A 24,188-nucleotide genomic window follows, 5' to 3' on the forward strand; every position below is an offset into this window, starting at 1 on the left:
ACTACTTTTGATCGGAAAATACTTGGCAGCCCTCCCCCCGAAAGGCACGACAAAGAGAGACGCTGTAGCCGCACTAAGCGGCTACGTTTATCAGATTTATCAGTCAGCCCTCGCTTGGATAAAGGCATCACCTGAGGGTGTCATTTGGCTAGAAGTCTCTGAAGATTATCTGATGGCCGCTGGCAGTGCATTGAAAGCCGTTCAGGTCAAGGAAACAAGCAGCAGGGTGACGATAAACTCGCCCGGCGTTTTGGCCGCTATAGACAGCTATGTCGAACTTCATCTCGACAATCCCATGCTGCAAGTGTCTTTGCGGTACCTAACAACTTCGACCGTCGGTTTGGAGCGCAAAGCAGAAGATCAAATAGACGGAAATCCCATACTGCAAGAGTGGTGACGCCTCGCAAATTTTGGAGACCTTTCGGAACTTCGCAATCTATTGGGTCGAAAAAATCTCGATACCCGCACTCATACATTTATCAACGAGAGTTCCGACGACTACCTGAGGGCTCACCTGCTTGCACGAGTGCACTTTGATTGTGGCGCGCCGGACAGCCGACAACTCGAAAAGCTATTAAGAGCTAACGTGTCAAAACTACTCATTGAGCGAGGCGGCGTTTAGCCATTCATTTATTGTTGGGTCGTGTGGACAATGAACCCTTAGGCGGTTCCGGCTTCTCTGCTAACTGCGCGCACTTTCAGCGTGGTGTTCAGTATGGTCAAAGTTTGTAGCCCGTGTTGGCGCTGGAGACTAACGTGTCCAAAATTTCTCGAAACTGTTCACCAAGTACATCCAGTTATATTCTGATCACAAAGAAAAACCGCCCTACTAGGCGGTTTTTCGAGATTTATGAAAATAACTAGTCCTTAGGTCTCGACGATCAATATCAAAGACCTTCCTACTTCTTATTATCTACTACATGACAGATGTAGAATTTTTCGTCAGTCCCAAACTCGTATTCACAGGAATTGAAGTCATCGCCGTAATCCTCCAGCCTTTTTCTTCGATGTTGCTCAAGATGTAAATAACCCCTTCATCAAGGATTAAACTACCATCCTTACGAAACGAGTGATTGTTTCCTGTAACAATTACTGAAAGTTTGTTAAGAATGGTTATGCTGTTAATTGAATAAATCGAATGATCCAGATCTGGTTCAGCCTTCGCAAGCATCTCAAATCTCTTTTTCGATACTTCAAACATTTCTTCTTCATCTTGGCCTGCAAACGCTGGCGCAAACTCATCACCCAAATAGAGGAACGGAAAATGATAGATGTCTGTCTTAACCCGCTCGTCGTATTGACCCATAGCGTAGTAACTATTTAATTTCTCGGTGACTTGCCCCTGAATTTCAAGAATCTCAGCCTCAGTTAGTTCAGGTTTTTGTATAGCGATATTTTTTGTCTCGGTCATTTCTAAGTTCCTATTTTGCTGCATTTTTCCGGCTTTATTTGATCGCAGGGTCAACTTGAATTATTGTCAACTCTGGTGTCCAAGCGTTTGTCATGCGGCGGTTTGATCGTAGTTTGATGGCTGGATGCCATTGACGAAGTCGACGCCTTTGATAACGTCTGAAGGCGATCTAATTGGGGCTTCGTAGGAATTTTTGATAATCCACGCCCCAATATATTGGAGATCATTCTTCGACCCACGCCCACGCTTTTTCGATTTCTTTATAGGTAAAGAACTTTTGGTCAACGGCGGCGAACTTCGCCAAATGTTCGTCCATTTCCTTCACCAAAAAATCGACAGCCTGGTTGTCTGTGACAATAGCAAGCTTGTTGAATTGAGCCGTATGAGTGAGCGCCCAGGAAATGTGGTGAAGTGCGGTGCCCACGCTAAAGTCCACATTTTTTGTGATATGGGCCAGCACGCTGATCTTACCGTGTTCGGCAATCGCAGCGTCAATGACTTCGCGATGATGTGCGGCCATTTCTGGGGTCACTTCGCCAGATATTTCAAAACCCAATACCGGGCCTGCGCTGCGTGAAAGCTTGGTAATCATTCGTTTGATTCCTTGTTTATAAGGCAACGATCAAGTCCGTGATCGTTTCGATACATTGTAAGTTGTCCCTAAGCCTGTCTGGCTCTCGGTCGGTTTGAGTCCATTGAGTGGCCCGGGCTTACAGCTACGTGACCGAGATAGGCGGGCTGTTTAAGCTTGTCAATTTATTTAGACCATTTGGACTATAAAACTGAAACCTTTGTTTAACTGATTAACGCGATGCAAAGAATGTACTTGATCTATCGTGGTAACGGTTCGTCATTTGGCGAAGTCCGGTTGCTGCAAACACCTGACCCAGCCAGTGTTGGCACCGCCGGCCTTGTTCCTGTCGTAATGTCAGATCGAGTCGCGACGACGACGCAATTTGAATTGGTGTAGATCAACAGGGGTGATCACTAATGCAGCCTCAGCGGCAAAGTGATGGCTCTTCCGCGCGGGCGAAGGCTTCAAAGAACATATGACCTTTGTTGCCATCCATGTGATCCAGATTGTCGTATTCAGTTGGGCGGTGTCGCTCTTTGGTGTCGCCCTGCTCATGTCACTCTACGTGTTTGGCGCGTCCGAGCATCTTGAGTGTTTTCTACCGATCCTGTTCTTCAAAATACTGATCAGCCACGTGCTGCGCGAAGAACCCTATCAGCCAGAATAGGTATTGCCCTATCTTCCTGACATGTAATCCAACAACAACTCACCAAACAGACGGGCCATCACCTCTTCGGCCCGTCCTTCCCCAACGATCTCTGCAAACACCTTGCGATAGACTTCCATTGAAACCTGCATGGCCTCATCTCCGGCAATTTCCGCTGCCGATTTGCCGCGCAGATAGTCACAGACTAGGGCGATTTCGGTTGGAAAATCCTGGCGCATGACATCCGTCAGACGTGCGAGGTTTTGTTCTTCTGTCGCTTCTGGATCGACAAAACCCTCATCGAACGTTGCCATCACCTCTTTTGTACACGCCAGAAACAGGTCTTCCTTGGTTGGAAAGTAGTGATAGAGCGCGCTTTTTGACACGCCCAGATAGGTCGCGACGTTACGCATGCTGGTTCCAGCATATCCATGTTCCGAGAAATACTTGGTCGCCCGCTGCGCCAGATCCTGGCTATGGGCTTTGTGATCTACTATCTTCGGCATTTTTTCGTCCATTTGGTCCAAATTAGGATTGACATGAATTGAACATAGGGTCCATAGGGCTTAAATAGTCCAGATGGACGGTAAAGGTGGGAGCGCCATGCCGGACCTATTCCTTTCAATGAAATTGATCCACATCCTAGCCACTATCGTCATGGTAGGAGCGACCATAGTTAATGGTGTGATCCATGCACAGGCGAAGGCTTCAACGCCAGTGGAAGCGGCGGCACTACTGCGGGTCGTAACGCGCATCAACAAGCTGTTCATGGGACCGTCGCTGTTGATAATCCCGGCGTCCGGCCTGTGGATGATGACGCTTCTGGGCTATGACTGGTCGACCGGCTGGCTGGCTGCCGCATTCGTCCTAAGCCTAGGCTTGCTTCTGGCCTTTGTGATCGGGGACAGGATCGAGCGGAAATTACGCGACATTGCAACCGCGGCTGCGGACGAAGCGCTAACTGCTTTGCCCGCCTCCTATCAGACAACCTTTTCCAAAGCCTCGCCTATTGGCGGTGCAGCCTTTGTGATGAGCATCGTCGCCCTAATCCTTATGATCTTCAAACCATTCTGAATGGAGGGCTGAAATGTCTACCAAATATGGCGGCGTTGACCGCTCTTATGACCGCTCCTTCGGGGTAAAAGTAACTTTCGCCCTGCTACATGCCATCATCGTGTCAATCTGTCTGTGGTTGGCATTCGGCGGCTTTGAATGGGCGGACCCGACGCGCGCCAAAGTGCTGGCTGCAGCTGCCGTTCTGTACTTCCTGCGCCACTTGATCACCCTGTTCGTGCTGCTTCAGCGCAAGGTCGAACTGGGGGAAGGTCTGGGTCTGACAGTCTTCATCGCCATCTTTGAAATCGGCTTCCTGCTGCTTGGTGCTGGCCTGTTGTCTGGCGTAGAGAAACCATTTGGTGGCTGGGACTGGTTTGGTGTCGCGCTGCTGTTGATCGGCTCGTGCATGAACACAGGGTCGGAATTGCAGCGCCGTGCCTGGAAGAAGCTGCCGGGATCCAAAGGACGTTGCTATACGGGTGGGCTCTTCGGCTATTCCATGCACGTCAACTATCTGGGCGACAGTATCCTGTTTACCGGCTGGGCCATCCTGACCGCCTCGCTTTGGGCTTTCGCGATCCCCGCGCTGATGACCTATCTGTTCATCACGTATCACATCCCGCCGCTGGATGAGTATCTGGCCGACCGCTATGGCGATGAGTTCAAAGCTTATGCTGCGAAAACAGCCAAATTCCTGCCCTTCATCTATTAATCATCCAATAGCGAAGGTATCTCAAGCTTTAGGAAAAATAATATGGAAAGCGATGGGCTGGACCTATTAAAATCCATTCTGGAGACGGAAAGAACCTGTGCTTTAGCGACGCCGACCGACCTTTGGCCGATCCATGCCTCGACGATGCACTATTCCTATAACCTCTCTCCATTGGAGATCTTCTTTGGGACAGATATCACCACGCTCAAATGCGACAAGCTGCGGGCAGGCGACGAGGTCAAGGCTGGTCTTGCCGTTCGCGCGAGCGAGCAGACCTGGCTGACAGCTCAGATGCACGGTGTTCTGAACTTCGCTGAAGCCGCACCCGCGAAGGCCATTTGGATCTTTCCATTCCAGAATAGCCCATTCCCCGTCTTCAAAAATGTTCTCCACGATGCAGGTCATTTCGGCCTGGGAAAACTCCGAAGCAAACATCTCAACGATGGCGTACTTTCCTTTTATCGGTGCATTTGCAACCTGATGATTTACCGCCTCATCTACGTAGAATTCACCGATTGCATCGGCATCTCCTGCATTAAAGGCCTTAACCCAAGCAGACACCAATTCCTTTGGTCGCATATCCTGATCCACTTCCGTTCGACGTCCTGAAGTTCTGGAGTTAACTGATCGCACCCGCTTTGTCTTTCACCTGCTTCACGAACCGATCAACATTGATGATCGCCCGCTGATGACTACCTTTGCCGATCAGGCTCTTCTCATCGAATGCCTCTACTCGGAACCAGAGCATCTTCCTTTCTATGCGGTCCAATGTGACGGATGCCCGCACGGTCATACTTTGCGGTGTCGCTGCGGTATGGCTAACATTGATGTGGGTGCCAACGGTATGTTCGCCCGGTTCCAGATGGCCTTGCAGACATTCAATGCAGGTCGCCTCGATGAAGCCCACCATCATGGCGGTCGCGAAGACGTGCGGCATGTCGGCAAAGGCGGCCAGATCGCTATTCACGTTCGGAACCAGCATCGCATCAGTGACGGTCAGGCTGGCCTCGTGTTTCAGGCCGGGTTGCAGGGTGTCCAGCAATGGTGTTTTTCCTTTCAGGCAGGATGCGTTTGTTTCGTTGAAGTTGCCGTGATGGCCAACCCACCGATTACGAGGGTGAGGGCCAAAATCAGTGAGGCAGTTGCAGTAGTGTTGAGGAACAGGATGGACAGGAGAACAGCGGTCATCGGGCTAAGGGACAGGAACCCCGTCACAATACCTGCGGCTGCGTGTTTCAAGGCGAAGAGCCACAGAAGATAGCCAATGCCACTGGACAGACCTATAAGGCCGACAAGCGTTAGGGTTTGAACTGACCAATCCTGAGCAGGTTTGCCACCGCCTTCGAGCGACGCCATCACTCCAAGGGGAATGAGCGACGCTGCCATAGCAACCACACTGACATTTAATACGCCGTAGCGTTTGAGGTACGGCCCGTAGAATGTGGAACAGACCGCACCAGTCAACGTGGCCAACGCAGCAAAGATCAACCCCGTAAGTTCTGGGTTGGTGATTGCCCCGGCAAGTGCATCGCTACCCACAAGCACAGCCACGCCAGCAATCGTCAGAATGATGGCTGCAAAGTCCCGTTTGCCAATCCGGCTTCGAAAAACCAGCCAGCCGACCGCGATTGTCATCAGCGGAAGCGTTGCAAAGACAAGCGACACCTGTGCGGAACTGGTGTTTAGAACGGCCAGATTGAGGAAAGCGATCAGCAAGCCGAACTGCCCCATACCGATCAAGGCAACCGGTAGCAGATCACGGCGACTGATCCGTTCTGTCGGAGAACGGAGCGCGAAGGGCAGCAGAACGATCAGTCCGATGGCATAGCGCAGAAAGCCAAGCCGCCCGGCACCGACCTCGGCCACAACCGCCTCACTGGCGACCATGGCTGCGCCGACCTGCAAACCGGTTGCCACCGCTGCCCAAAGTGTCAGATTCACAGATCGCGCCCCCAAACCTGACCAACGAGGTCTTTGCCAAAGCTGTGATGCGGTTCTTCTTCCAGCAGCTCGAACCCTGCCGCCTCGTAAATGCGCCGGGCCGAGACCAACACATCATTGGTCCATAGCACCATGCGCTTGTAGCCCTTGGCGCGGGCGAAACGCAGGGTTTCTTCCACCAGCTTCCGTCCAAGGCCCAGACCGCGCGCGCTTTCATCGACGTAGAGCAAGCGCAGCTTGGCGGTTTCCTCGTCCTCGCGGACGATAAACACCGATCCGATCACTGCGCCATCGCGTTCAGCAACCCAACAACGCTCGCAATCCGGATCATAGGACTTTGCGAAATGCCCGACGATTTCGGCCACCAGCGCTTCAAAGGTCCAATCCCAGCCATATTCCTTGGCATAGAGGCGTCCATGTTGGTGCGTGATCGTTCCAAGGTCGCCCGGTTCAGGGTCGCGCAGGACAAAGGTGCTGTCCTTTGGTGTGTCGCCCAATAGGCGACGAATACGGCCCATAGCGCCAATCAACTCCCTCTGCTCAGTATCCGACAGTTTTTCAAGAAGTCCGGCGGCTTCTTCGGCAGAGGCTGCATTCAATCCGGCAAACACCTCCCGCCCCTTATCAGACAGGGTGAGTTCCAGTCTCTTTGCATTGGTTTTTGACGGAATCCGATCAATCAGCCCGTCCTTTACCAGCCCGTTCACGATGCGACTGAGATAGCCGGTATCCGTTCCCAATACTTCGCCCAAATCGCGGGCAGAAGGCGGGTTGGCAGGCACGGCATTTGCGACCTCATAAAGCACCCGCACCTGTGGAAGCGTGTAGTCGGAAGCCAGCAAACGCTCATTTAGCGCCCCGACAAGACGTGTGTGGAAGCGGTTGAATTCCCGAAAGGCGGCGACGTTTTCATCCATCATGTTGACTTATATCTCTATGTGTTGCTAAAGGCAACATGCAGCAATACGGAAGAAATGCAATGGTAGAAAATAGCAGAGCGCAGAAAATGTATGACGGCGATCTTACGTGAAGCAGGCTATGAGACTTGGACCTGGCCTGGAGCACAACCGCCGACGACTTGTTTTGAAAACCAGTCGATTGTTGGATTTTTACATGTATTTGAAACCGCTCAAGAACTTCTATCGGACTGGCAAAGCAAACAAGACCAAGTGCTTGCACGCCACGCTATCGCGTTACGATCAGCTGGTGCCAAGGCTTGGAATGTCTATTCGGTTTTTCTTACTGCTGAGCATGCGCCAGATTTGCGGCGACCCGTGGAAAAGCTGGAAGAAGATTTCTCTATGACCCGAAAAATAGCTCGCCACAATGTCCAAACCGTTGATGACTTGGAGAACGCATTGATGCCATTGGCCCCGCTCCGGGCCCGTCCTGTCATAAGCAACGCTGATCTCGACGAGCGTTTAAGGAAAAGATCGACGGATATTTCGCCGGAAGCCTTGGAGGGCTTTCTCGGTTCGGCATCGCCAGCTGAAGTGGCAGAGCTCTTGAGGTCAAAAAGATGAAGTTAGACTTTATCGAAGTTTCTGGGTTTCGTGGCTTTCGTGACAAAGTACGAATTGAGTTTGGGGGCGGGTTCACTGTAATCAGTGGCCGTAACGGCGTGGGAAAGAGTGCAATCTGTGACGCCATCGAATTCGCACTAACCGGCCAAATTGGAAAATACACTGTTGAAAGCGCGGCTAAAGAAAATGCGAGCGACTACTATTGGTGGCGCGGCACGGGGGTGCGCTCTTTTTTTACCGCTCGACAGCGATATGATTTACGGTTTTGCCAATGCCGAGGTACGATACTGGCCAGAGGCTGTCTCCGATATTCCAGAAAGAGAACCGCCCGAAAACTTAACATCGCTCATTGGTGACGATTGGTCTAAGGCGTACCATGTGCACCAAGACGGCACTACGGACGGGGGCAAGGTTCTCGTTCGATAGTTTGCCGATGCATTGCCGTTCAAGTCATCCCGCGCCACTAACCCACTAGTTACAAACTTAAAACGTGAGCATGAGACAGATATAGCGCACCACGAGGGCGCCATTGCTAAAGCTCTTCAGAAAGCTAAAAAAGAACGTCCATTTCCACACCCTCCTGAACGAATTTCAGCAAGCGGTTTCTATGACCTCAACAAGTTTCACAAAGCAATCCCTCGAAACTTTCTTCAATTCAACAGTTCGTTGGAGCCCCACCACCTAGACTGGAGTTTCATTTTTGATTGGTCCCGGAACTTTTACCTAAATTGCTGTGACATCGCTTTGGGTCATTTTCAGGAAATGTTGGAGGCTGGATATACGCATTTCTTACCGAAACGAAGGGTGCGCCAATGTCAGAAAAAGAGAGAACGTGCTGAAATCAGGGTATTTGGCAAAGGTCGAAAGCCAATCTTTCGCTATTTTAGTGACTCTGCACCCATTGAGCTGAGTTTCGACTATCAAGCCTTGCGTTGGATGGCTCTATCTCAATTCGAAATTGGATATCCGTCAGAGGTCTTGTTGCGGGCATTTGTCGAAATGCTGGTGGAGATTGACCGACACGGTACCGAAGAAGATAACGAAGGTTACAGTTTGGGTCTACGAGTTAGTTTGTTGGATCATGCTATTCCAGGGCATGACAAACATGCGGGTAATATGTTCGTTGCCGCTCTAGAAGCGTTTTCCGACGCAAGCAAGAACGCGGAAATTCGGCATAAATCTCTGTTTGATCGCCTGCCGCAGGACTCGCGCTGGAATAGTCGCATCATACATGCAAGCGGCACTTCATCGCCAAATGATTTCTCCCTCGGTACGATGCCCTTGCAAATGTTCGGGCAAGGTTTCGAGATTCAATCTGCTGTAACCGATCACGCAAATGATGTACTGCTCATGCAATTCGGCGACAGCTTTGGTCTTCCTATAGAGTTTGGGCCAGACATGGTTGTTCAGTTATGGATCAGCCCGGAAGACTTGGCGGCAGGTCAATTCAACAACGTCAGCATGACTCAAGATATGACCTGACGTTCGTTAGTGGTGCAGCACCGAACACTTTGGGCTCTCTTCCGCTGTTCGCTACGATCTGTACCAATGACTGCTATCATGAGCTGCGTGGTCTGGAAAAGAAGCCTGGCTGCTTTGCTCAGCTACTGATCAGGCTTTGCATCAGTCTGTGAAAGTGTGAAAGTCGTTACCATGGCCAATGCTGCATCTTTATCTTTACCCTTGGCTGACATGGCCGAGCCGCCGCCTGCCATTGAGATTGTCGATGCCGATGGCCGTGAGCGCCGTAAGGTTGTGGACCAGCTCCACACATTAACGGACGGGAGCAGGTTGCTGCCGAGGTCAAACCGGCAGAGCGCGCCAGGGCCCAGAATCTTGAGTTGCATCTGGGCTATGTGGCGGCAGCAATGCCAGATGATTTTGCGGATACACCCATTTCTAAGGTGAGATACTCAATGCGCCAGCGCTGGATAGTAACGCCCTACTTCTTCGATGAACACGATGCCGCTTTGATGAATGCCGTTCCTGACGATATGCCCTTTGACCTGAATAATGTTGGCCCATTGGCGGATAGGTCGCCTGGAACTTTGCAGCGAACGCACCGCCCAATAGCTGGATTTGTGAAAGAGGCAGTGTTGAGTGGTGATCTTCCTGTTTCAATTGCCGGTGACTGCGGGGCCAGTCTGCCGGTTATGTCAGGCCTGCAACAGGCAGGGCTAAACCCGGTTCTGGTCTGGCTTGATGCCCATCCGGATTTCAATACAGAAGAAAACTCGCCGACTGGTTTCTTGGGCGGTATGCCTCTTGCGAAGATGGTTGGTCGGGGCAACCTTTCTTTACCCAAGACGACGGGTCATGTCCCATTGGCAGAATCGGATTGTTGGCTGGTCGGCGCGCGTGACTATGACCCACCCGAGCGCGAAGGTCTTGACGCCTCTGACGTGCATGAAATCAGCGTCACGGAGTTAAAAAACCTGTTCTTTGACCGACCGGTGCATCTTCATATCGACAATGATGTCGTTGACGCCCTGGACGTTCCTGCCAACAACTATCCCGTTCCCAATGGCCTGCCCCTGGAGGAGGTGATCGAGCATTGTTCGGAATTCGCCACAAACAATCGTATCTGTGCACTGTCTCTCAGCGGCTGGAACGGCGATCTGGATGATAGCGGCAAAACAGCTAAAGCCTGCCGCAAGCTCATGAGCGCAGTTGCCATAGCTGCCGGGCGCGTAAGTGGCAGGGGTGGTTGCTCACACCAAGCATGATGATCACCACTGAGTCAGCCAGTTATTCCAGAACTTGTCGGATCTCTCAATAAACGCCCGAACATGAGGAAGTTGGTATTCGCGCTCGACATAGACAAGTCTGAAATGGGATTCACGGCACAACAGATCCGGAAACAATGCGATCAGATCTTTGTTTTTTACAAGGGCATTCTCGGGCAGCAATCCTATTCCTAATCCCGCATAGACGGCCTGAACCATCAGTCGAAACCCGGAAGCCAACATCTTTGGTTTGACCTTAATCGTTTCCCCGTTTGTAAGAGGCCACTGAAGCTGGGGCATCCCTTCGTTGTCGCGCATCACGATGCAGTCGTGATTCTGAAGATCTTCTGGTCTTTCCGGCAGGCCAAACTTGTCTCGGTAGCTCTTGGTCGCCATCGCAAAATTCCGATTGAAATACATGCTTTTTGCAATCAGGGACGGGTCGCCGACCTCGTCAAAAACCAAAGCGACATCGATACCTTCTGCGCGTAGGTCCATGCTGACATTGGCCACCAATACATCCAGCTCAACCTTGGGGAATTCGGCCGCAAAGTCTGTAAACAGGGGAACTGCGGCCAATTCGCTGTCGGGAACAGAGACCCTCAAAACGCCCTGCGGCTCTTCATCAAATTGCTTCATAGCACCCCAAGTGGCTTCGACGTCGGCGGCGATCCGTTCTGCACGGATATAAAGCTCACGCCCGGCTGGGGTCAGAAAGAGATCGCGGGTGGTGCGTTGGAGTAGCCTGAGCCCCAAGATATCCTCTAACTCGCCCAGGCGACGGCTCAATGTCGGACGTGTGAGTTGTAGGAGATCGGCTGCTCTGGAAATACTGCCAGCCTCAACAATGGCCTTGAACTCTATCAAGCGATCAGCAGATGGGGGGAGAGGCATGATATGTCCATTTTTTTAACAACTCATGCCAATTATTATTCGTTCAAGGTAAATTTGAACACCTCTATATGCCTCTCGACTCTGAAACAAATCCCATCGCCATGAAGAGAGGTTGTCATGGACCCTTATCTCGCAGCCCGCTTTGTTCATATCTTGTTTGCCGCACTTTGGTTCGGGTTGACTATTGGTGGTGGGCAGAAGGCTCTGCTGTTTGCCCGTGAAGGTTTGGATCAACGGACCGATCCCAAAACCTTCCTCTTAAAGAATGGCATCCTGGGTGCCTTTGCAGGTTTTGCAACGCTCGCAGCAGGAACGTGGCTCATGTCCCAGACCGGTGGTTGGGAAGACCAGCCTACCCCTATTCACGTGGGGGCTTACCTTGCGATTGTGATGTTCGTGATCGGCGCTTTACCCATTTCGATGGGGTGGAAAAAACTGGCCAGGTCTCGCAGCAACGGCGTTGCGCAAACTGAGCTGGAGGCCATCGCCCGGCGGATCGGCCTTTGGGAACGCGCACTCCAACTGCTTTGGATCTCCACTCTCGCCACGATGGTTTTTCGCCACATCTGAACTTAACCGGCCGGGCAACACCGGCCACTCCCTTTGAGGTGATCAAATGAAGTTTCTGCGTTGGATCATTTTAACCATATTCTTGACCGCTGTAATTGGCGGTCTTGGGTTTATTAAATTCACTCAAATCTCGGCGGCTATCGCTGCGGGGAAGGCGTATCCCGAGCATTCCGAGAGCGTCGAAGCAGTGACAACCGAGCTTTCTTCCTTCGCCCCTGTCACCCGCCTGTCCGGTGAGGTTGTTGTTCCGAACTACGTTGTTATTCAAAGTCAACATGCAGGTCAGATCACTGAGCTTGGCTTCGATCCTGGAGATAGAGTTGAAGAAGGGCAGTTGCTTGTGCAGCTGGATGTCGGGTCTGAGCTGGCGCGTCTGACCGGTGCGCGTGCCGAGGTTGAATTGGCGCGACTGGACCTTGACCGGGCGGAAAAGCTCTTTGGTTCGGGCAACGCAAATAAGGTGCGGCTGGATCAGGCGCAGGCGACCTATGACATGGCGCGTTCTGAGGTGGCTGTGATCGAACAGACCATTGCGCAAAAAACCATCCGTGCACCCTTTTCCGGGCAAACCCGTCCGGGGCTGCTTTCGATGGGGCAGTATTTGACAATCGGGGCCGAGGTGACGCGGATCACCGACCAGCGCGAGACGCTTTGGGTGGACTTCCGCCTTCCGCAGTTCCTTGGGGATCTTGCTGTTGGCGATGATTTGCAGATCAAAGATGTTCAGGGGCAGGCACTGGCTGGCCGTATCATCTCGCGGGGTCCAGAGGTTGCGCCGAATACGCGCACCCGTCTTTATCGCGCCGAAGTTCAGCTGGAAGCCCCCGTTCGTTATCTGTCACATGGTAGCTTTGTCGAGGTTGAGCTTTCGCTGAGCGCACCTGTGCAAGTGGTCGAGTTGCCGGTCACCGCCCTGCAGTCCGACGCCTATGGGCAGTTTGTGAACGTGCTGGAGCCTGCTGAACAGGAGGGCGCTTTCCGTGCCAAGCGCAACGATGTGACCGATGTGTATTACCACGGCGATCGCGTGCTGATCGGCGGTGGTCTGGGACAGGGCCAACTGGTCGCGGCGGATGGCGCGTTCAAACTGTATCCCGGTGTTCTGACCTATGTGGTCGATGATCTGCCCCAGGCCCCGCAAGATGCGGGCGGCTGGTGACCAGGAGCTAGGAGCGATGGAAATCTTTGTTCGCAAACCCGTTTTGCCGATTGTACTATCTCTGGTGATCGTGCTGGGGGGGCTTTTTGCCATCCTTCGTCTGCCCATCGTACAGTTTCCGGTTCTGGAAAGCGCTGCGATTGAGGTGAAAACCCACTTTACCGGTGCCTCGGCCGAAGTGGTGCAGGGGTTCATTACTGAGCCGATTGAGCGGGCCACCAATGCCGTAGAAGGCCTCGATTTTGTCGATTCCAGTACGGTCGCAGGCCAGAGCACGGTGACCGCCTGGCTTAAACTTGGAGAAAACAGTGCAACCGCCTTGGCACAGCTCTCGGCGGAACTGAACAAGGTGCGCTCGGATTTGCCACTTGGCTCTGATGATCCTGCGGTCTCGGTCAAACGCGCCGACCGGGTGGCAGGTGCGTTTTACCTGTCTGCCCGGTCCGAGTTCTGGGGCCGGCAGGACGTCACCGACTATCTGGATCGCAACGTGCTGCCGGTGCTGTCTTCGATTGAGGGCGTTCAAAGGGTAGGGTTGGAAGGTGGGCGAAAACCGGCATTGCGGATCTGGCTGGACTTACCCCGGCTCGCGGCGGTGAACCTGTCGATGGACGAGGTGATGGGCGCGCTTCAGGACAACAATCTTGTCGCCGCTGTTGGCAACCTTGAGGGCGACAGGCAAAAGCTCAATATCCTGACCAATGCCAGCCTGCGTACTGTCGAGGATTTCAAGAACCTCGTTCTGCGTGATCTGGATGGCTATCAGCTGAAACTCGGCGATGTCGCGCGGGTCGAGATGGGCGAAGACACTGCACCGGTAGATGCGCGGGAAGATCGTGACCGGCTGGTCTTTCTGTCTATCTGGCCTTTGCCCGGCGCCAACGAGATCGCAATCGGCGACGAACTGTATGTTCTGTTGGATCAGATCAACGCTGGCCTGCCTGCAGGCCTAACGCTCGACATCGTCTATGACAGCACCACTTATATGCGTGCGGCCCTGACCGAGATTTTCAAGACGCTGGCCGAAACCGTTGTGTTGGTTGGGCTTGTAATCCTGTTCATGATGGGGTCGATCCGTGTGGCACTGGTCCCACTTGTGGCCATTCCGCTTTCCATCCTTGGCGCGCTGATCGGCATGGTCGCGATGGGGTTCACGCTGAACCTTCTGACCATCCTTGCGATTGTTTTGTCGGTCGGACTGGTGGTCGATGACGCAATTGTTGTGGTGGAGAACGTCGCACGCCACAAACGGGCTGGCAAATCCGGGATCGAGGCGGCACTGCTCAGTTCGCGCCAGTTGTTCAAACCGATTGTCGCGATGACGTTCACGCTGGCTGCGGTATTCATTCCGATTGGCTTTACAGCGGGATTGTCCGGTGCGCTGTTCCGGGAATTTGCATTCACCATGGCGACCGCCATTCTTTTGTCAGGTGTTGTGGCGATTGCCGTGTCACCATTGATGAGCGCCTTCCTGACCGGAGACAAAGGAAAAGAGGTCTGGCTGACACGCAAGGTCAACGGTGTTTTTGATCGGTTAGCATCCGCCTATGCTGCGCTTTTGCGCCTGTTGTTGAACTGGCGCGGTCAGATTCTTGTGTTTTCGCTGGTCTTCTCGATGCTGGTGGTGCCGTTTTACATGTTTTCCGCCAAAGAACTGGCGCCAACCGAGGATCAGGGCCTGATCAGTGTGGTGATCCAATCCGCACCGGGCAGTTCCCTTGAGGCGACCAATGACAGCATGGATAAACTCGTAGACCTGAGTCTGACCTTGCCTGATGCGGAAAGTTTCTGGCAGATCGTGACCAAAGAAGGCGGTTTTGGTGGCATCGTGTTCAAGGATTTCTTTGAGCGTGAGCAGAACGTGAAAGAGGTCTTGCCGCAATTCTACGGCGCGCTGGCGCAGATCGGCGAGGTCAAGGTGCTGCCTTTCCTCGGCGCGGCCCTGCCCACCGCTGGTCAGTTTGACGTGGAAATGGTGGTGAAAGGGCCGGGCACCTACGCCGAGATGCAGGGACTGGCCTATGGGTTTCTCGCCGCCGGATTTGAAAGCGGTAAGTTCCTCTATGTCGATACGGATCTGAAAGGTGACCTGCCGGTGGTTCAGTTGAACTATGATCATCAGCGTTTGGCTGATCTGGGTTTGACCAGTCGCGATGTGACCACACAGCTGTCGACGCTCTTGTCGGATCGCTACGTTAACCGGTTTGATGCAGGTGGACGGGCCTATCAGGTGATCCCGATGGCGGACGAGCAATACCGCGCGGAACCTGCCCGGCTTGGGGCGCTGCGCATTCGTCTGGCGGACGGAACCATGGTGCCACTGAACACGCTGGCTGATGTGCAAGTGGTGGCACAACCCCGTGCGCTTGGAAAGTTTGACCAGCAGCGCGCCTTCCGTATCACGGGCGGTGTCATTCCCGGCACTACGCCGGCACAGGGGCTCGCGGCGCTTGAAGAGGCGGCCAAAACCCTTCTGCCACCCGGCTACACCATCGACTATGCGGGGGTGTCGCGGCAGATCAAACAGGAATCGAATTCGTTGATCGTGACCATGGCGATGTCACTGGCGATCGTCTATCTGGCGCTGGTTGTTCAGTTCAACAGCTTACGCTCTCCGTTGATCATCCTGCTAGGTTCGGTGCCACTAGCCCTCTCAGGAGCCGTCATGATCGCGTTCCTTGGTCTGACCTCGATCAACATCTACTCGCAGATCGGCATCATCACATTAGTTGGGCTCGTCGCCAAAAATGGCATCCTGATCACCGAGTTCGCAAACCATCTGATCGAAGAGGGGCGCGACAGGGTGACTGCCATTATCGAAGGCGCACAATCGCGGTTGCAGGCCATCTTGATGACGACCATCGCTACCATAGTCGGGCATATTCCCCTACTGTTGGTTGAAGGACCGGGCGCCGCGGCGCGCGGCAGCATCGGTATCATTATCGTCGCGGGAATGTTGATTGGTACGATGTTCACGCTGATTGCGCTGCCCTCTATTTTTCTGTTGTTTTCGCCGAAGCAACCGAAGCCAAGCCCCAAAAACAATTCAAAGAACAGGGGAGTTGTCTGGAAGGTGGCTGCAGAATGAAAGTACTAGGGTTTTCCGACCGACCCTTATGCTGAGCTGCAACAACAATTGTAGCGCGGGTGCGAGCGGATGCTGCGTGAGCGAAGGAGGAAAAATCCAAGGTCGAGTTTGTCCCGCGCAATTGACCTTCAGGAACGTTTGGACGAACGGCGGCACGCCGGATCTCTGATAAGGCGCTACTAATCAGATTGTCAGTTTGGTCTCTAGAGCAATCGAGTGAGGATTTGTTTTTTCCCAGGTGTCGGAGAGACAATCAGTAACTCCTATAAATGAAGGCAATTCGTTGCGAAATTTTTTTGGTCAATATGCCGTACCGTTGTGATAATAGTGTGTTGATACAAAAAGGTTTTTTGTATGTGGACAGGCAATGTCAAATGGAGCGTTGCAACTTTTCCCAACGCGCTAGCGATTTGGAATGGATCTGTTCCATTTTGGAACACACCAGAATGAGTGACCCGAGAAACACTGCTCGAACAAATTGCTGCCGCGAGGGCGCGGAAGAGGTAATATTAAATGAATTCGACCCCAATGCGCGGTTAGAAGTAACTAAGGGAGTTGGTGTTTGGCGGGTTTTTCGCAAAAGAATTCACTATCGGTTGGTCTGGCCGGAGAATTTGGACGAATGGCCTCGTTCACATCTCGCCGAATTCCTCCAAATGAAACTAAGAAAGGGCTCTCCATCAAGACTTCAACACTACGCTGGTTTCATTCGGCGGCTGAGTGTCAAGACGATGATGAGAATTCAACGGTGAACCAACCGGCTGCGTCAAGGTAATCTCAGCCTTAGCGTTTCACCCTACCGTGTTCCAAGTGCCTGTCTTATCTCTTTCGCTGTTAATTCGGACGGTTGTTCGCCATGATCTGCAAATGTTTTGCGCAGGTAGTTCATCAGGTCGGTCATCTGTATGACGCTCAGCCGGTCTGAAAAGGCAGGCATCGGGCCGAAGGCTGCGATGCGGCTTGATTCCTCCTGACTAAGCCCGTGGGCAATCACCAGAGCTAGATTCACGCCATCACGCTGTGCCACGGTACCATTTCCGTCAAGGGGCGGCATGGTGTTGGGAATACCCTGACCCTGGCGTCCGTGGCACAATGAGCAATTGGCCAGATAGAGCGCCTGACCCGCTGTATGATCGGCAGTGTAGTTTGCCTCGGCGGCTAACGTTGCGGCGCTGATCTGTGGCTTGGTATCGGCTTTCGGTTCTTCTCCGTTCAGAAGATAGGTCGCGACGGCCAACTGATCTGCGGATGTCATATGGCTGAGCGAGTTTTTCACAACCAGATGCATCTCGCCGAAGGCGGTACCTTGGGGGCTGTCACCGGTGCGGAAATAGGTCAGCAGGTGATCCTGCGTCCAGCCGCGTCTTACCAGGCCGTCGGGGGTGATGTCCGGGGCCTCGAACCCGGTCAGCTTCGCCCCGCTGAGCGCTTTGTCTTCTTCTGCTCCGCCCAACAGGTTGCGCGGGGTGTGGCAGCCGCCGCAATGGCCCAACCCTTCGACCAGATAGGCCCCACGATTCCATACAGCGCCCTTGCTGCTGTCTGGCTCAAAAGCGCCGCGCCCGGCGAATAGGAAGTTCCAGCCGAACAGGCTCTGCCGGATGTTGAACGGGAAAGGCAGCGTGTTGGCGGGCACCTTGGCATCCACCGGGTCAAGGCTCATCAGGTAGGCAAAGATCGAGTCGCTGTCATCGCGGGTGACGATATGAAACGACGGATAAGGCATGGCGGGATAGAGCGGGCGCATCACGCTGTCCGCACCGTAGGCCATGATCTGGTAGAACTCGGCTGAGGTCATGCCCCTGATGCCGTCCTCAGACGGGGTGATGTTCGACGAATAGATACCGCCGCCAAACGGGGTTTCCAGCAGTCGACCCCCGGCAAACGAGGCCCCGTCCTCGGCTGTATGACACGAGGTGCAGTCGCCTACGACTGCCAGATACTTACCCTCGGCAATGGTCTTTTCATCTGTCGCCAGTGGGCGGGCGGGCACTGACGGCACCCCCCAGACAAAGGCAAACACAACATAGCCGATCAGGCCGAAGATGCCGAGAAGGATCAGTCTTCCAAAGAACCTGCGCATGATCAGCCCTCCTTCGTCAGGGTTGGGTCGGTCAGGATCAGGCGTCGCAGCGCCTCGTAATAGCGGACATATCCGCTGCATCGACAGATGTGATCGCCAAGGCCGGAATGCACCGTATCCTCAACCTGGCTTTTGGCGACCGGAGCCTTGCGCAGTCGTTCAATCAGCGCGGTGCCTGCATTTACAAAGCCCGAGGTGCAATAGCCGCATTGAAAGGCAAAGTGATCGACATAAGCCTGTTGCACATCCGACAGTTTGCCGTCCTTGGCGTGGCCCTCAACCGTCGTGACCTTGGCCCCGGCAAAGCTGGTGGCCCCGGCGATGCAGGTGCGCCGTGTCGTTATTGTCCCGTCCGGCTGCTCGACCATTACAACGCAGGCATGACATACACCAATGCCGCAGCTGAACTTGGTCCCGGTCAGGCCCAGCGTGTCGTTCAGATAATCCACCATCGGCAGATCATCGGGCACCTCATGCGGGCCTACATCCTTGCCGTTTACGGTCATGGTCAGCTTGGTCATTTCAGGGCCTCGCGGATTTTCTCGGGCGTTGCGGGCAAGGATTGGACCCGCGCGCCAATCGCATTGTTGATGCCGTTCAGGATGGCCGGAACCACGGGGATCATCACCACTTCACCCATGCCTTTGGGCGGGTCGGTCTCACTCAGCGGTGGCAGGATCTCCAGCGTGGTTTTCCACACCGGCACCTGTCCCGCCTTAGGCACGATATAGCGGTTGAGGTTCCATGTGCCATCGCCCGGACCGTCCTCGAACGGGGGCAGGTATTCGTGCAATGCGTGGCCGATCCCCATGGCGATCCCGCCCTGGGCGATACCCGAAACCAAATCCTCGACGATCGCATTGCCGCACTCCAATACCTGATGCACCGCCTCAATGGTGACATCGCCGCTGATCTTGTCTGCGCTCAGCGCCACGACCGCACCGCAGGCCGAGTAATAGTTCACGGCGATGCGCTCGAACTTGGCGGGCGGGTAGTCGATCGCTTTACGGTTCAGCAGATCCCAGTCATCACTGCCCTTCTGGATCGCCAGCGCATCGATTGCGGTGGTCAGGTCGTCTGTGCCGATGGCGAACGTGGCGCTGGCCCAGCTCCACCGGTTGAACCCGTGCACCATCGCGCCTGTGACCAACCCGTCCTTATGCGCACGCGCCGCAAGCTGTTCCAGCGGCAGCGGTTCCATGCCCGCACCGGTCAGCTTTCCATCGACCCAGCGCAGCTTGTCAAAGGTCAGGAATTGTCCGGCGGCCTCGCCGCCCAGCGGGCCTTCGCTCCAGATCGACAAGGCGGCGGGCCACAGCCCGTAGCGCATGATGATATAGGCGGCCTGCGCCGGGCCATGGCTGCTGACGCTGGCCCCGATCGAAGCGCTGGAGGGGCTGGAGATTGCGGGCACCCATCGCGGGTTGGCCTGCGCCTTGTCCTGATCGGCCTGTGAAATCCCAAACGGGTCGCCCGAGGTTTCCAGCTTCAGCGCATCCCACAGGTCCTGCTGATCCAACTCCACCGTATCGGCGTTACGCCCCAGATACTCGCTCACGCGGCGGGCCACGGCGGTGGAAACACCGGTGCCCATTTCAATCGCAGCACACGCTGCGGTGATTTTGCCCTCGGGAGACAGGCTGACCGAGCCAAGGGTCACATCCGCACCCGTGCCGTAATCCTTCATCACGCAGGCGACGCCCACGCCATAGCTTTTGCCGGGGTTGGCAGCCTCGAATGCGGCCTTTTTGGCGGCACGGTTCTGCCAGAGGTCGGACGCCTCCATCGCATCCAGCACTTCGCCCGTGCGCATGGCCCCGCTGGCGGCATTGCCCGTCAGGTTCAACTGCCCCGTGGTCATCGCGTTCTGGCGGCGTATCTCAAAAGGGTCCTTGCCGAGATCTTCGGCCACCTCATCCATCAGACATTCCATCGCGGTCATGGTCTGATAGGTGCCGTAGCCCCGCATTGACCCGGCGGTGACGCCGATGGACTGATTGGCCGTGACCTCGATATCGCTTTTGGGCAGGTAGTAGACGGACGTGGCCGCCGTCGCCCCCACATCCGCCACCGAGGCGGAAAAGTTGGACCGCCCGCCTCCGTCGCAAGACATGGTGCTGGCAAAGGCCAGAAACTTGCCGGTATCCGGGTCTACGCCCATCTGGGTTTCGATCTCGAACGCATGGCGCTTTAGCCCGAACTGGAACTGGTTGAACCGATCCAGAGCCAGCCGTACGGTTTTGCCACCGCCGAAGAGGCCCGCGATTGCGATGTAAAGCGGTACGATCGTGTGATCCTTGCCGCCAAACCCGCCCCCGATATAGGCGAAATGAGCGTCCACCTCGCTGACATTGGCCGAGGCTTTGGCGTCTTTCACCAGATTGCCGACCGCGTTCAGGATCGCCAGCGGCGATTGCACGCCCAGCATCAGCGACAGCTTGCCCGTCGCGGCATCATACCAGGCCAGACCGTTTTCCGGCTCCATGAACACCTGATCGATGCTCTGGGTCTGGAAGGACTGAGTATAAAGCTTGCCGGATTTACCGTCTTTCAGATCGGCCCGGATCTGATCGCCGTAAGCGCTGGCCTGCTGGGACACATCGCCCTTGATATCCTCCTTGGCCCAGACCGGGCTGTGGTTCTTCTGATAGCGCAGCGGGCCAACCCAGCCATCCTTGACCGGCGAAAAGACATCCGGCCCATAAGGGCTGTCTCCCTGCACGCGAGTGAATCGGTTGGCCCCATAAGGATCGGTACTGGTGGCAGGCGCGGCGGCGCCATAGTCGATGATCGCATCACTGCCGATCAACGCGGCCTGCGCACGCTTGAAGGTGATCAGGTCCTTATAGATGAACATCGCCACCGGCTGGCTGAGGTAAAGCGGCACGCTGCCGGGTTTGCAGAACAGGTCGGTGGTAAAAAAACCGGTGGCGGCCAGCCCGGCCTTGTCCAGATCATCCGCTGTCACAATCGTGTCCGGATGCAGGTCAGCCGCGAGCGCCGACAGGTTCAACCCCTTGTAAATCCGCTTGGCATGAGGCGTGAAGATCAGCATCGCGTGATGCGTCTCATCCGGCCAGCCAGCCATATCCGCCCCACGCACATCCCGCGCATAAAGCTTGGCCCCCGTCACCTTGGCGTAGCCGTCAATACGATAATTGAGATCGGTGCCATCCGCATTGTCCCACCCCGGAGCAATCGGCATGACATCGTCAGGGTTGAAGGCTTGGGCGACCGCAGGTTTCAGAACCTGTGAAAGACCAAGCGCGCCGCCAGAAATCAAAAGGCGCCTACGTGTCCAGAGAGGCTTGATATCGGACATTTGGCTCTCCTTCGATCGCTGGTCTTGGGTATCCTGCCGCTGAAAATAACTAACCTGAATACAGCAGGCCGCAGTTCTCTCTGGACAAATATTCGTACACGGTTGGATCAACATAGCAAAACTTCGTCGTGCCGCGATGTTATCTAGCTAACACGGATAACTGCTGTTTGCCTCAAAACTCCCGGTGGAACACAGACGCATTCGGGGGCGTCAAATAGGTCCGCAATGCTCGGGTTTTGGGGGTACGGTATTCGCTGGATTGCACGTGGCCGCTTTAAATCAGGCGCCTAAGGTGGCTTAGACGGCTGATACCAACGTGTTTTGCGGATTCCCCGATCGACAACGTTTCCAAAGGCGCGGCTTAGGATTATCGAGACGACCTCGTCATGATTCACAAAATGGCGGCTTGAGGGAGGCTGCAGCGCGGCAAGATAGCGGTGAACCAGTTCAGTTGGGGAGGTTCTGCAACATATCTTTCGTTCGCTGCGACTGCAAAGCAGTTGTTTTGAAATGGAATCAAAGACCTTTGGCTTGTACGCTTCTTCGCTATCAAATGCGGTAGAAACGTTTTGATGTGCCATGGAACACATGTTCTTGGTTTAAGCTTGGGATGAGTTCCTGATGCCGGGAAACAACGTCCTTGTAAGTTGAAGTGAGGCTGTCGACCGGGAAATTCGATCCGAACATGCAGCGTTCGGCGCCAAACTGGGACAAGCAGTTTGAAACGATAGGCGCGACACTTGCAGTGCTCCAGTTGTGATCGAACATTCCGAGACCCGAGAGTTTGCAATAGACCTGCTGCTGGCTTGACAATGCTGTCAATTCATCTGCCCACCTTTGCAAACCTTGTGGAGTCCGGTCATGTGGTGAACCTGCGTGGCACAGGGCTATTCGGGTTTCCGGAGCTTGTGCAAGGACATCTGCGGCTTGGTCCATTAATTCAGGCAGCAGTTGAAGGTCGAAGGAAAGGCCGCGGGTGCCCAGTTGCTTCAGACCAGCCAAAAACGCGGGGTCTTTGAGCAGAGCGTTTGTGCCCGTTGACGCATCTTCACCCGGAGCACGGCCAATGATCTGGCGAACGCCGCGCACGGAAGGCAGGGTTTGAAGGTGGTCAAGTTGTTCGTCCAGATTATCAGCTGTCAGATCACAGAACGCCACCTGCACCAACGGCCAGTCGGGGAACTGGTCGGCCACGGATTGCACCCATTGAGCCTCAGCCCAGGGGTCAGCAGCACCGACCTGAATATGTACCGAAGCGCCAAAGCCCATAGCTTTGGCATCGGCACGAAACTCAGGCAGCAGATAATCCCGCTGGATAGAAGACGGGTCACCAAAAAAACGAACGGTGCCTTTCTCCATGAGCCATGGATAGTTCACAGCCGTGAGGTCCCACAGGTGGTGATGCGCGTCTATCTTCATGGTGTTTCGATTCCCGTGGTGCGCGCCAGAATGTCAACTCCTTGACCATTCCAGAAGTGGAGCAGATCAATGAAGACCCAGTTTTCGGCCAGTTTGTCGCCAGCGCGGCGATAGATATCAATCACCCTGAATTCGCCGGGTTTACCGGTGGCTGGCATACCCATGAACCCTCCCGATGGAACCGCAGTGAAGTTGGGCCAGCCAAAAAAACCGCCATAATGCCCCTCGGCCAGGCGGCAGACATGATTGGTTTTTGATCGGTCTGTGAAAGCGGCGCGGAACGGTCCAGAGTGTTGCTTGGCATAGCGTTCTATCGTGTAGGTCGCACCAATTCCTTCGGGGCCCCACCAGATCATGTCTTGGTGCCAGGTTCGGGCCAACTCATCCTCAAGTGACAATCCAGATTGCCATTGGCCGAGATCGGAGATCATCGCATTGATGAGCGTTAGCGTCTTTTCGCCTTCCTCAACGGGCTGTTCGTTCAGCAGCAGCCCGTCATGGGGCATTGGTCCAGGTTGCACCAAATGCGACGCCGTTTGAGGGGGGAACGGGTTCTGTCCGGCCTGCATCATCAGGTGCGGTATGTCGAAGTACATCGCCGTGTCGACAATCTTGTCACCGGCGACTTTATGGAATGCGCAATATCGCAGAAACGCCATCTTGCCGGTTGGTCGAATACCCAACCACGGTCGGTCGAACAGTCCCATCAAATGCCCCATGGACACGACCCAAACGTCAGCCTCGTCACTCAGTGAGTTTTGCCCCGCAAACAAAATATCCACGCGGTTCTGCATGTGGGTAAGGCTTCCTTTCAGCGGTTCCCAGAATTGCCGGGCAACCTGTTCGACGCCGTGGATTTCGTCGAATGGATGAAAGCCGCGCCACTTCAGTTCTGACGCGCAGTATTGGCTCAGTACCTTCGGGGATTCATGCTCTGGCGCAGACACCAAGGCGGTGTGAAACGCGGAAACCAGGTTTTTTTCGGTCTGAAAGGTCACGGCTTTTACCAGTTTAATCAAGATTTTACGAGAGGCGCGAGGCCGGTGTGAGTCGGGTGTCAGGAG

Annotated in this window: 23 protein-coding genes; 10 read left to right on the plus strand and 13 right to left on the minus strand. The window is 54.4% G+C overall.

Features of this window, described 5'->3' with window-relative positions:
- Positions 1-22 precede the first annotated feature (22 nt).
- The gene (locus RA27_RS00555) at positions 23-397 is read left to right on the plus strand and encodes a hypothetical protein (protein WP_039533937.1); all 375 of its coding nucleotides are present in this window, start codon (positions 23-25) and stop codon (positions 395-397) included.
- A 519-nt stretch (positions 398-916) separates the two neighbouring features.
- On the opposite strand, the gene RA27_RS00560 is transcribed toward RA27_RS00555, so the two are convergent.
- Positions 917-1,411, minus strand: a complete 495-nt coding sequence (locus RA27_RS00560; protein WP_152610617.1) for a hypothetical protein — start codon at positions 1,409-1,411, stop codon at positions 917-919.
- A gap of 223 nt (positions 1,412-1,634) precedes the next feature.
- Positions 1,635-2,003, minus strand: coding sequence for an STAS/SEC14 domain-containing protein (locus RA27_RS00565; protein WP_039533942.1), 369 nt, complete (start codon positions 2,001-2,003; stop codon positions 1,635-1,637).
- Between the two features lie 457 nt (positions 2,004-2,460).
- On the opposite strand from RA27_RS00565, the gene RA27_RS00570 reads away from it, so the two are divergent.
- Positions 2,461-2,652, plus strand: coding sequence for a hypothetical protein (locus tag RA27_RS00570; protein ID WP_052265122.1), 192 nt, complete (start codon positions 2,461-2,463; stop codon positions 2,650-2,652).
- Between the two features lie 8 nt (positions 2,653-2,660).
- Here RA27_RS00570 and RA27_RS00575 read toward each other — a convergent pair whose 3' ends face one another.
- The gene (locus RA27_RS00575; protein WP_039536753.1) at positions 2,661-3,137 is read right to left on the minus strand and encodes a TetR/AcrR family transcriptional regulator; all 477 of its coding nucleotides are present in this window, start codon (positions 3,135-3,137) and stop codon (positions 2,661-2,663) included.
- Positions 3,138-3,234: 97 nt separating this feature from the next.
- On the opposite strand from RA27_RS00575, the gene RA27_RS00580 reads away from it, so the two are divergent.
- On the plus strand, positions 3,235-3,705 hold the full coding sequence (locus RA27_RS00580) for a DUF2269 family protein (protein WP_193746448.1): 471 nt from the start codon (positions 3,235-3,237) through the stop codon (positions 3,703-3,705).
- A 13-nt stretch (positions 3,706-3,718) separates the two neighbouring features.
- A complete protein-coding gene (locus tag RA27_RS00585; RefSeq protein WP_039533945.1) occupies positions 3,719-4,399 on the plus strand; it encodes a DUF1295 domain-containing protein in 681 nt (226 codons plus the stop codon).
- A 102-nt stretch (positions 4,400-4,501) separates the two neighbouring features.
- Here the strand turns inward: RA27_RS00585 and RA27_RS23435 are convergent, their stop codons facing one another.
- The 4 genes from RA27_RS23435 to RA27_RS00605 are packed head-to-tail and all read right to left on the minus strand — an operon-like array spanning position 4,502 to position 7,260.
- Positions 4,502-4,978, minus strand: coding sequence for a nuclear transport factor 2 family protein (locus tag RA27_RS23435; RefSeq protein WP_082025047.1), 477 nt, complete (start codon positions 4,976-4,978; stop codon positions 4,502-4,504).
- Positions 4,979-5,018: 40 nt separating this feature from the next.
- A complete protein-coding gene (locus tag RA27_RS00595) occupies positions 5,019-5,441 on the minus strand; it encodes a thioesterase family protein (protein ID WP_039533948.1) in 423 nt (140 codons plus the stop codon).
- A gap of 14 nt (positions 5,442-5,455) precedes the next feature.
- Positions 5,456-6,340 carry a DMT family transporter gene (locus RA27_RS00600; protein WP_039533949.1) on the minus strand — a complete coding sequence of 295 codons (885 nt, stop codon included), beginning with the start codon at positions 6,338-6,340 and terminating at the stop codon, positions 5,456-5,458.
- Positions 6,337-7,260: a bifunctional helix-turn-helix transcriptional regulator/GNAT family N-acetyltransferase gene (locus tag RA27_RS00605; RefSeq protein ID WP_039533950.1), complete on the minus strand. Its 924-nt coding sequence runs from the start codon at positions 7,258-7,260 to the stop codon at positions 6,337-6,339. Before RA27_RS00605 ends, RA27_RS00600 begins: the two co-directional genes overlap by 4 nt.
- A 90-nt stretch (positions 7,261-7,350) precedes the next feature.
- Between RA27_RS00605 and RA27_RS00610 the strand changes: the two genes are divergently transcribed.
- The 3 genes from RA27_RS00610 to RA27_RS23015 all read left to right on the plus strand — a co-directional run bounded on the left by RA27_RS00610 (position 7,351) and on the right by RA27_RS23015 (position 10,589).
- Positions 7,351-7,863, plus strand: coding sequence for a hypothetical protein (locus RA27_RS00610; RefSeq protein WP_039533952.1), 513 nt, complete (start codon positions 7,351-7,353; stop codon positions 7,861-7,863).
- A 744-nt stretch (positions 7,864-8,607) separates the two neighbouring features.
- Positions 8,608-9,345: a hypothetical protein gene (locus tag RA27_RS00620; protein ID WP_152610618.1), complete on the plus strand. Its 738-nt coding sequence runs from the start codon at positions 8,608-8,610 to the stop codon at positions 9,343-9,345.
- A 359-nt stretch (positions 9,346-9,704) separates the two neighbouring features.
- Positions 9,705-10,589, plus strand: a complete 885-nt coding sequence (locus tag RA27_RS23015) for an arginase family protein (protein WP_082025002.1) — start codon at positions 9,705-9,707, stop codon at positions 10,587-10,589.
- Positions 10,590-10,592: 3 nt separating this feature from the next.
- On the opposite strand, the gene RA27_RS00635 is transcribed toward RA27_RS23015, so the two are convergent.
- Positions 10,593-11,483 (minus strand): LysR family transcriptional regulator, encoded by an 891-nt coding sequence (locus tag RA27_RS00635; protein ID WP_082025003.1) that lies wholly within the window; start codon positions 11,481-11,483, stop codon positions 10,593-10,595.
- A 117-nt stretch (positions 11,484-11,600) separates the two neighbouring features.
- Between RA27_RS00635 and RA27_RS00640 the strand changes: the two genes are divergently transcribed.
- The 3 genes from RA27_RS00640 to RA27_RS00650 are packed head-to-tail and all read left to right on the plus strand — an operon-like array spanning position 11,601 to position 16,300.
- Complete coding sequence (locus RA27_RS00640; RefSeq protein ID WP_039533964.1) at positions 11,601-12,053, plus strand: hypothetical protein; 453 nt, start codon at positions 11,601-11,603, stop codon at positions 12,051-12,053.
- Positions 12,054-12,099: 46 nt separating this feature from the next.
- Positions 12,100-13,212, plus strand: coding sequence for an efflux RND transporter periplasmic adaptor subunit (locus RA27_RS00645; protein WP_039533966.1), 1,113 nt, complete (start codon positions 12,100-12,102; stop codon positions 13,210-13,212).
- Positions 13,213-13,228: 16 nt separating this feature from the next.
- Positions 13,229-16,300 carry an efflux RND transporter permease subunit gene (locus RA27_RS00650; protein ID WP_152610619.1) on the plus strand — a complete coding sequence of 1,024 codons (3,072 nt, stop codon included), beginning with the start codon at positions 13,229-13,231 and terminating at the stop codon, positions 16,298-16,300.
- A gap of 796 nt (positions 16,301-17,096) precedes the next feature.
- On the opposite strand, the gene RA27_RS00655 is transcribed toward RA27_RS00650, so the two are convergent.
- The 5 genes from RA27_RS00655 to RA27_RS00675 all read right to left on the minus strand — a co-directional run bounded on the left by RA27_RS00655 (position 17,097) and on the right by RA27_RS00675 (position 24,122).
- Positions 17,097-18,383 (minus strand): cytochrome c, encoded by a 1,287-nt coding sequence (locus RA27_RS00655; RefSeq protein ID WP_039533967.1) that lies wholly within the window; start codon positions 18,381-18,383, stop codon positions 17,097-17,099.
- 2 nt (positions 18,384-18,385) lie between these two features.
- On the minus strand, positions 18,386-18,904 hold the full coding sequence (locus tag RA27_RS00660) for a (2Fe-2S)-binding protein (protein WP_039533970.1): 519 nt from the start codon (positions 18,902-18,904) through the stop codon (positions 18,386-18,388).
- Positions 18,901-21,705: a molybdopterin cofactor-binding domain-containing protein gene (locus RA27_RS00665; RefSeq protein ID WP_052265124.1), complete on the minus strand. Its 2,805-nt coding sequence runs from the start codon at positions 21,703-21,705 to the stop codon at positions 18,901-18,903. The genes RA27_RS00660 and RA27_RS00665 overlap by 4 nt, the downstream gene beginning before the upstream one ends.
- A 549-nt stretch (positions 21,706-22,254) precedes the next feature.
- On the minus strand, positions 22,255-23,124 hold the full coding sequence (locus RA27_RS00670) for an amidohydrolase family protein (protein ID WP_039533972.1): 870 nt from the start codon (positions 23,122-23,124) through the stop codon (positions 22,255-22,257).
- Positions 23,121-24,122 carry a nuclear transport factor 2 family protein gene (locus RA27_RS00675; protein ID WP_039536758.1) on the minus strand — a complete coding sequence of 334 codons (1,002 nt, stop codon included), beginning with the start codon at positions 24,120-24,122 and terminating at the stop codon, positions 23,121-23,123. The genes RA27_RS00670 and RA27_RS00675 overlap by 4 nt, the downstream gene beginning before the upstream one ends.
- Positions 24,123-24,188: the final 66 nt, after the last annotated feature.

Origin of the sequence: Ruegeria sp. ANG-R (assembly GCF_000813985.1) — a bacterium.
Classification (GTDB): Bacteria; Pseudomonadota; Alphaproteobacteria; order Rhodobacterales; family Rhodobacteraceae; genus Ruegeria.

Bases quoted from the DNA above. Each gene is read 5' to 3' on its own strand.
- RA27_RS00585 (WP_039533945.1), top strand. From the start codon at position 3,719: ATGTCTACCAAATATGGCGGCGTTGACCGCTCTTATGACCGCTCCTTC.
- RA27_RS00640 (WP_039533964.1), top strand. From the start codon at position 11,601: ATGGACCCTTATCTCGCAGCCCGCTTTGTTCATATCTTGTTTGCCGCA.
- RA27_RS00575 (WP_039536753.1), bottom strand. From the start codon at position 3,137: ATGCCGAAGATAGTAGATCACAAAGCCCATAGCCAGGATCTGGCGCAG.
- RA27_RS00635 (WP_082025003.1), bottom strand. From the start codon at position 11,483: ATGCCTCTCCCCCCATCTGCTGATCGCTTGATAGAGTTCAAGGCCATT.
- RA27_RS00580 (WP_193746448.1), top strand. From the start codon at position 3,235: ATGCCGGACCTATTCCTTTCAATGAAATTGATCCACATCCTAGCCACT.
- RA27_RS00565 (WP_039533942.1), bottom strand. From the start codon at position 2,003: ATGATTACCAAGCTTTCACGCAGCGCAGGCCCGGTATTGGGTTTTGAA.
- RA27_RS00670 (WP_039533972.1), bottom strand. From the start codon at position 23,124: ATGAAGATAGACGCGCATCACCACCTGTGGGACCTCACGGCTGTGAAC.
- RA27_RS00610 (WP_039533952.1), top strand. From the start codon at position 7,351: ATGACGGCGATCTTACGTGAAGCAGGCTATGAGACTTGGACCTGGCCT.
- RA27_RS00665 (WP_052265124.1), bottom strand. From the start codon at position 21,705: ATGTCCGATATCAAGCCTCTCTGGACACGTAGGCGCCTTTTGATTTCT.
- RA27_RS00645 (WP_039533966.1), top strand. From the start codon at position 12,100: ATGAAGTTTCTGCGTTGGATCATTTTAACCATATTCTTGACCGCTGTA.
- RA27_RS00560 (WP_152610617.1), bottom strand. From the start codon at position 1,411: ATGACCGAGACAAAAAATATCGCTATACAAAAACCTGAACTAACTGAG.
- RA27_RS23435 (WP_082025047.1), bottom strand. From the start codon at position 4,978: ATGCGACCAAAGGAATTGGTGTCTGCTTGGGTTAAGGCCTTTAATGCA.
- RA27_RS00605 (WP_039533950.1), bottom strand. From the start codon at position 7,260: ATGATGGATGAAAACGTCGCCGCCTTTCGGGAATTCAACCGCTTCCAC.
- RA27_RS00655 (WP_039533967.1), bottom strand. From the start codon at position 18,383: ATGCGCAGGTTCTTTGGAAGACTGATCCTTCTCGGCATCTTCGGCCTG.
- RA27_RS00570 (WP_052265122.1), top strand. From the start codon at position 2,461: ATGACCTTTGTTGCCATCCATGTGATCCAGATTGTCGTATTCAGTTGG.
- RA27_RS00650 (WP_152610619.1), top strand. From the start codon at position 13,229: ATGGAAATCTTTGTTCGCAAACCCGTTTTGCCGATTGTACTATCTCTG.
- RA27_RS00660 (WP_039533970.1), bottom strand. From the start codon at position 18,904: ATGACCAAGCTGACCATGACCGTAAACGGCAAGGATGTAGGCCCGCAT.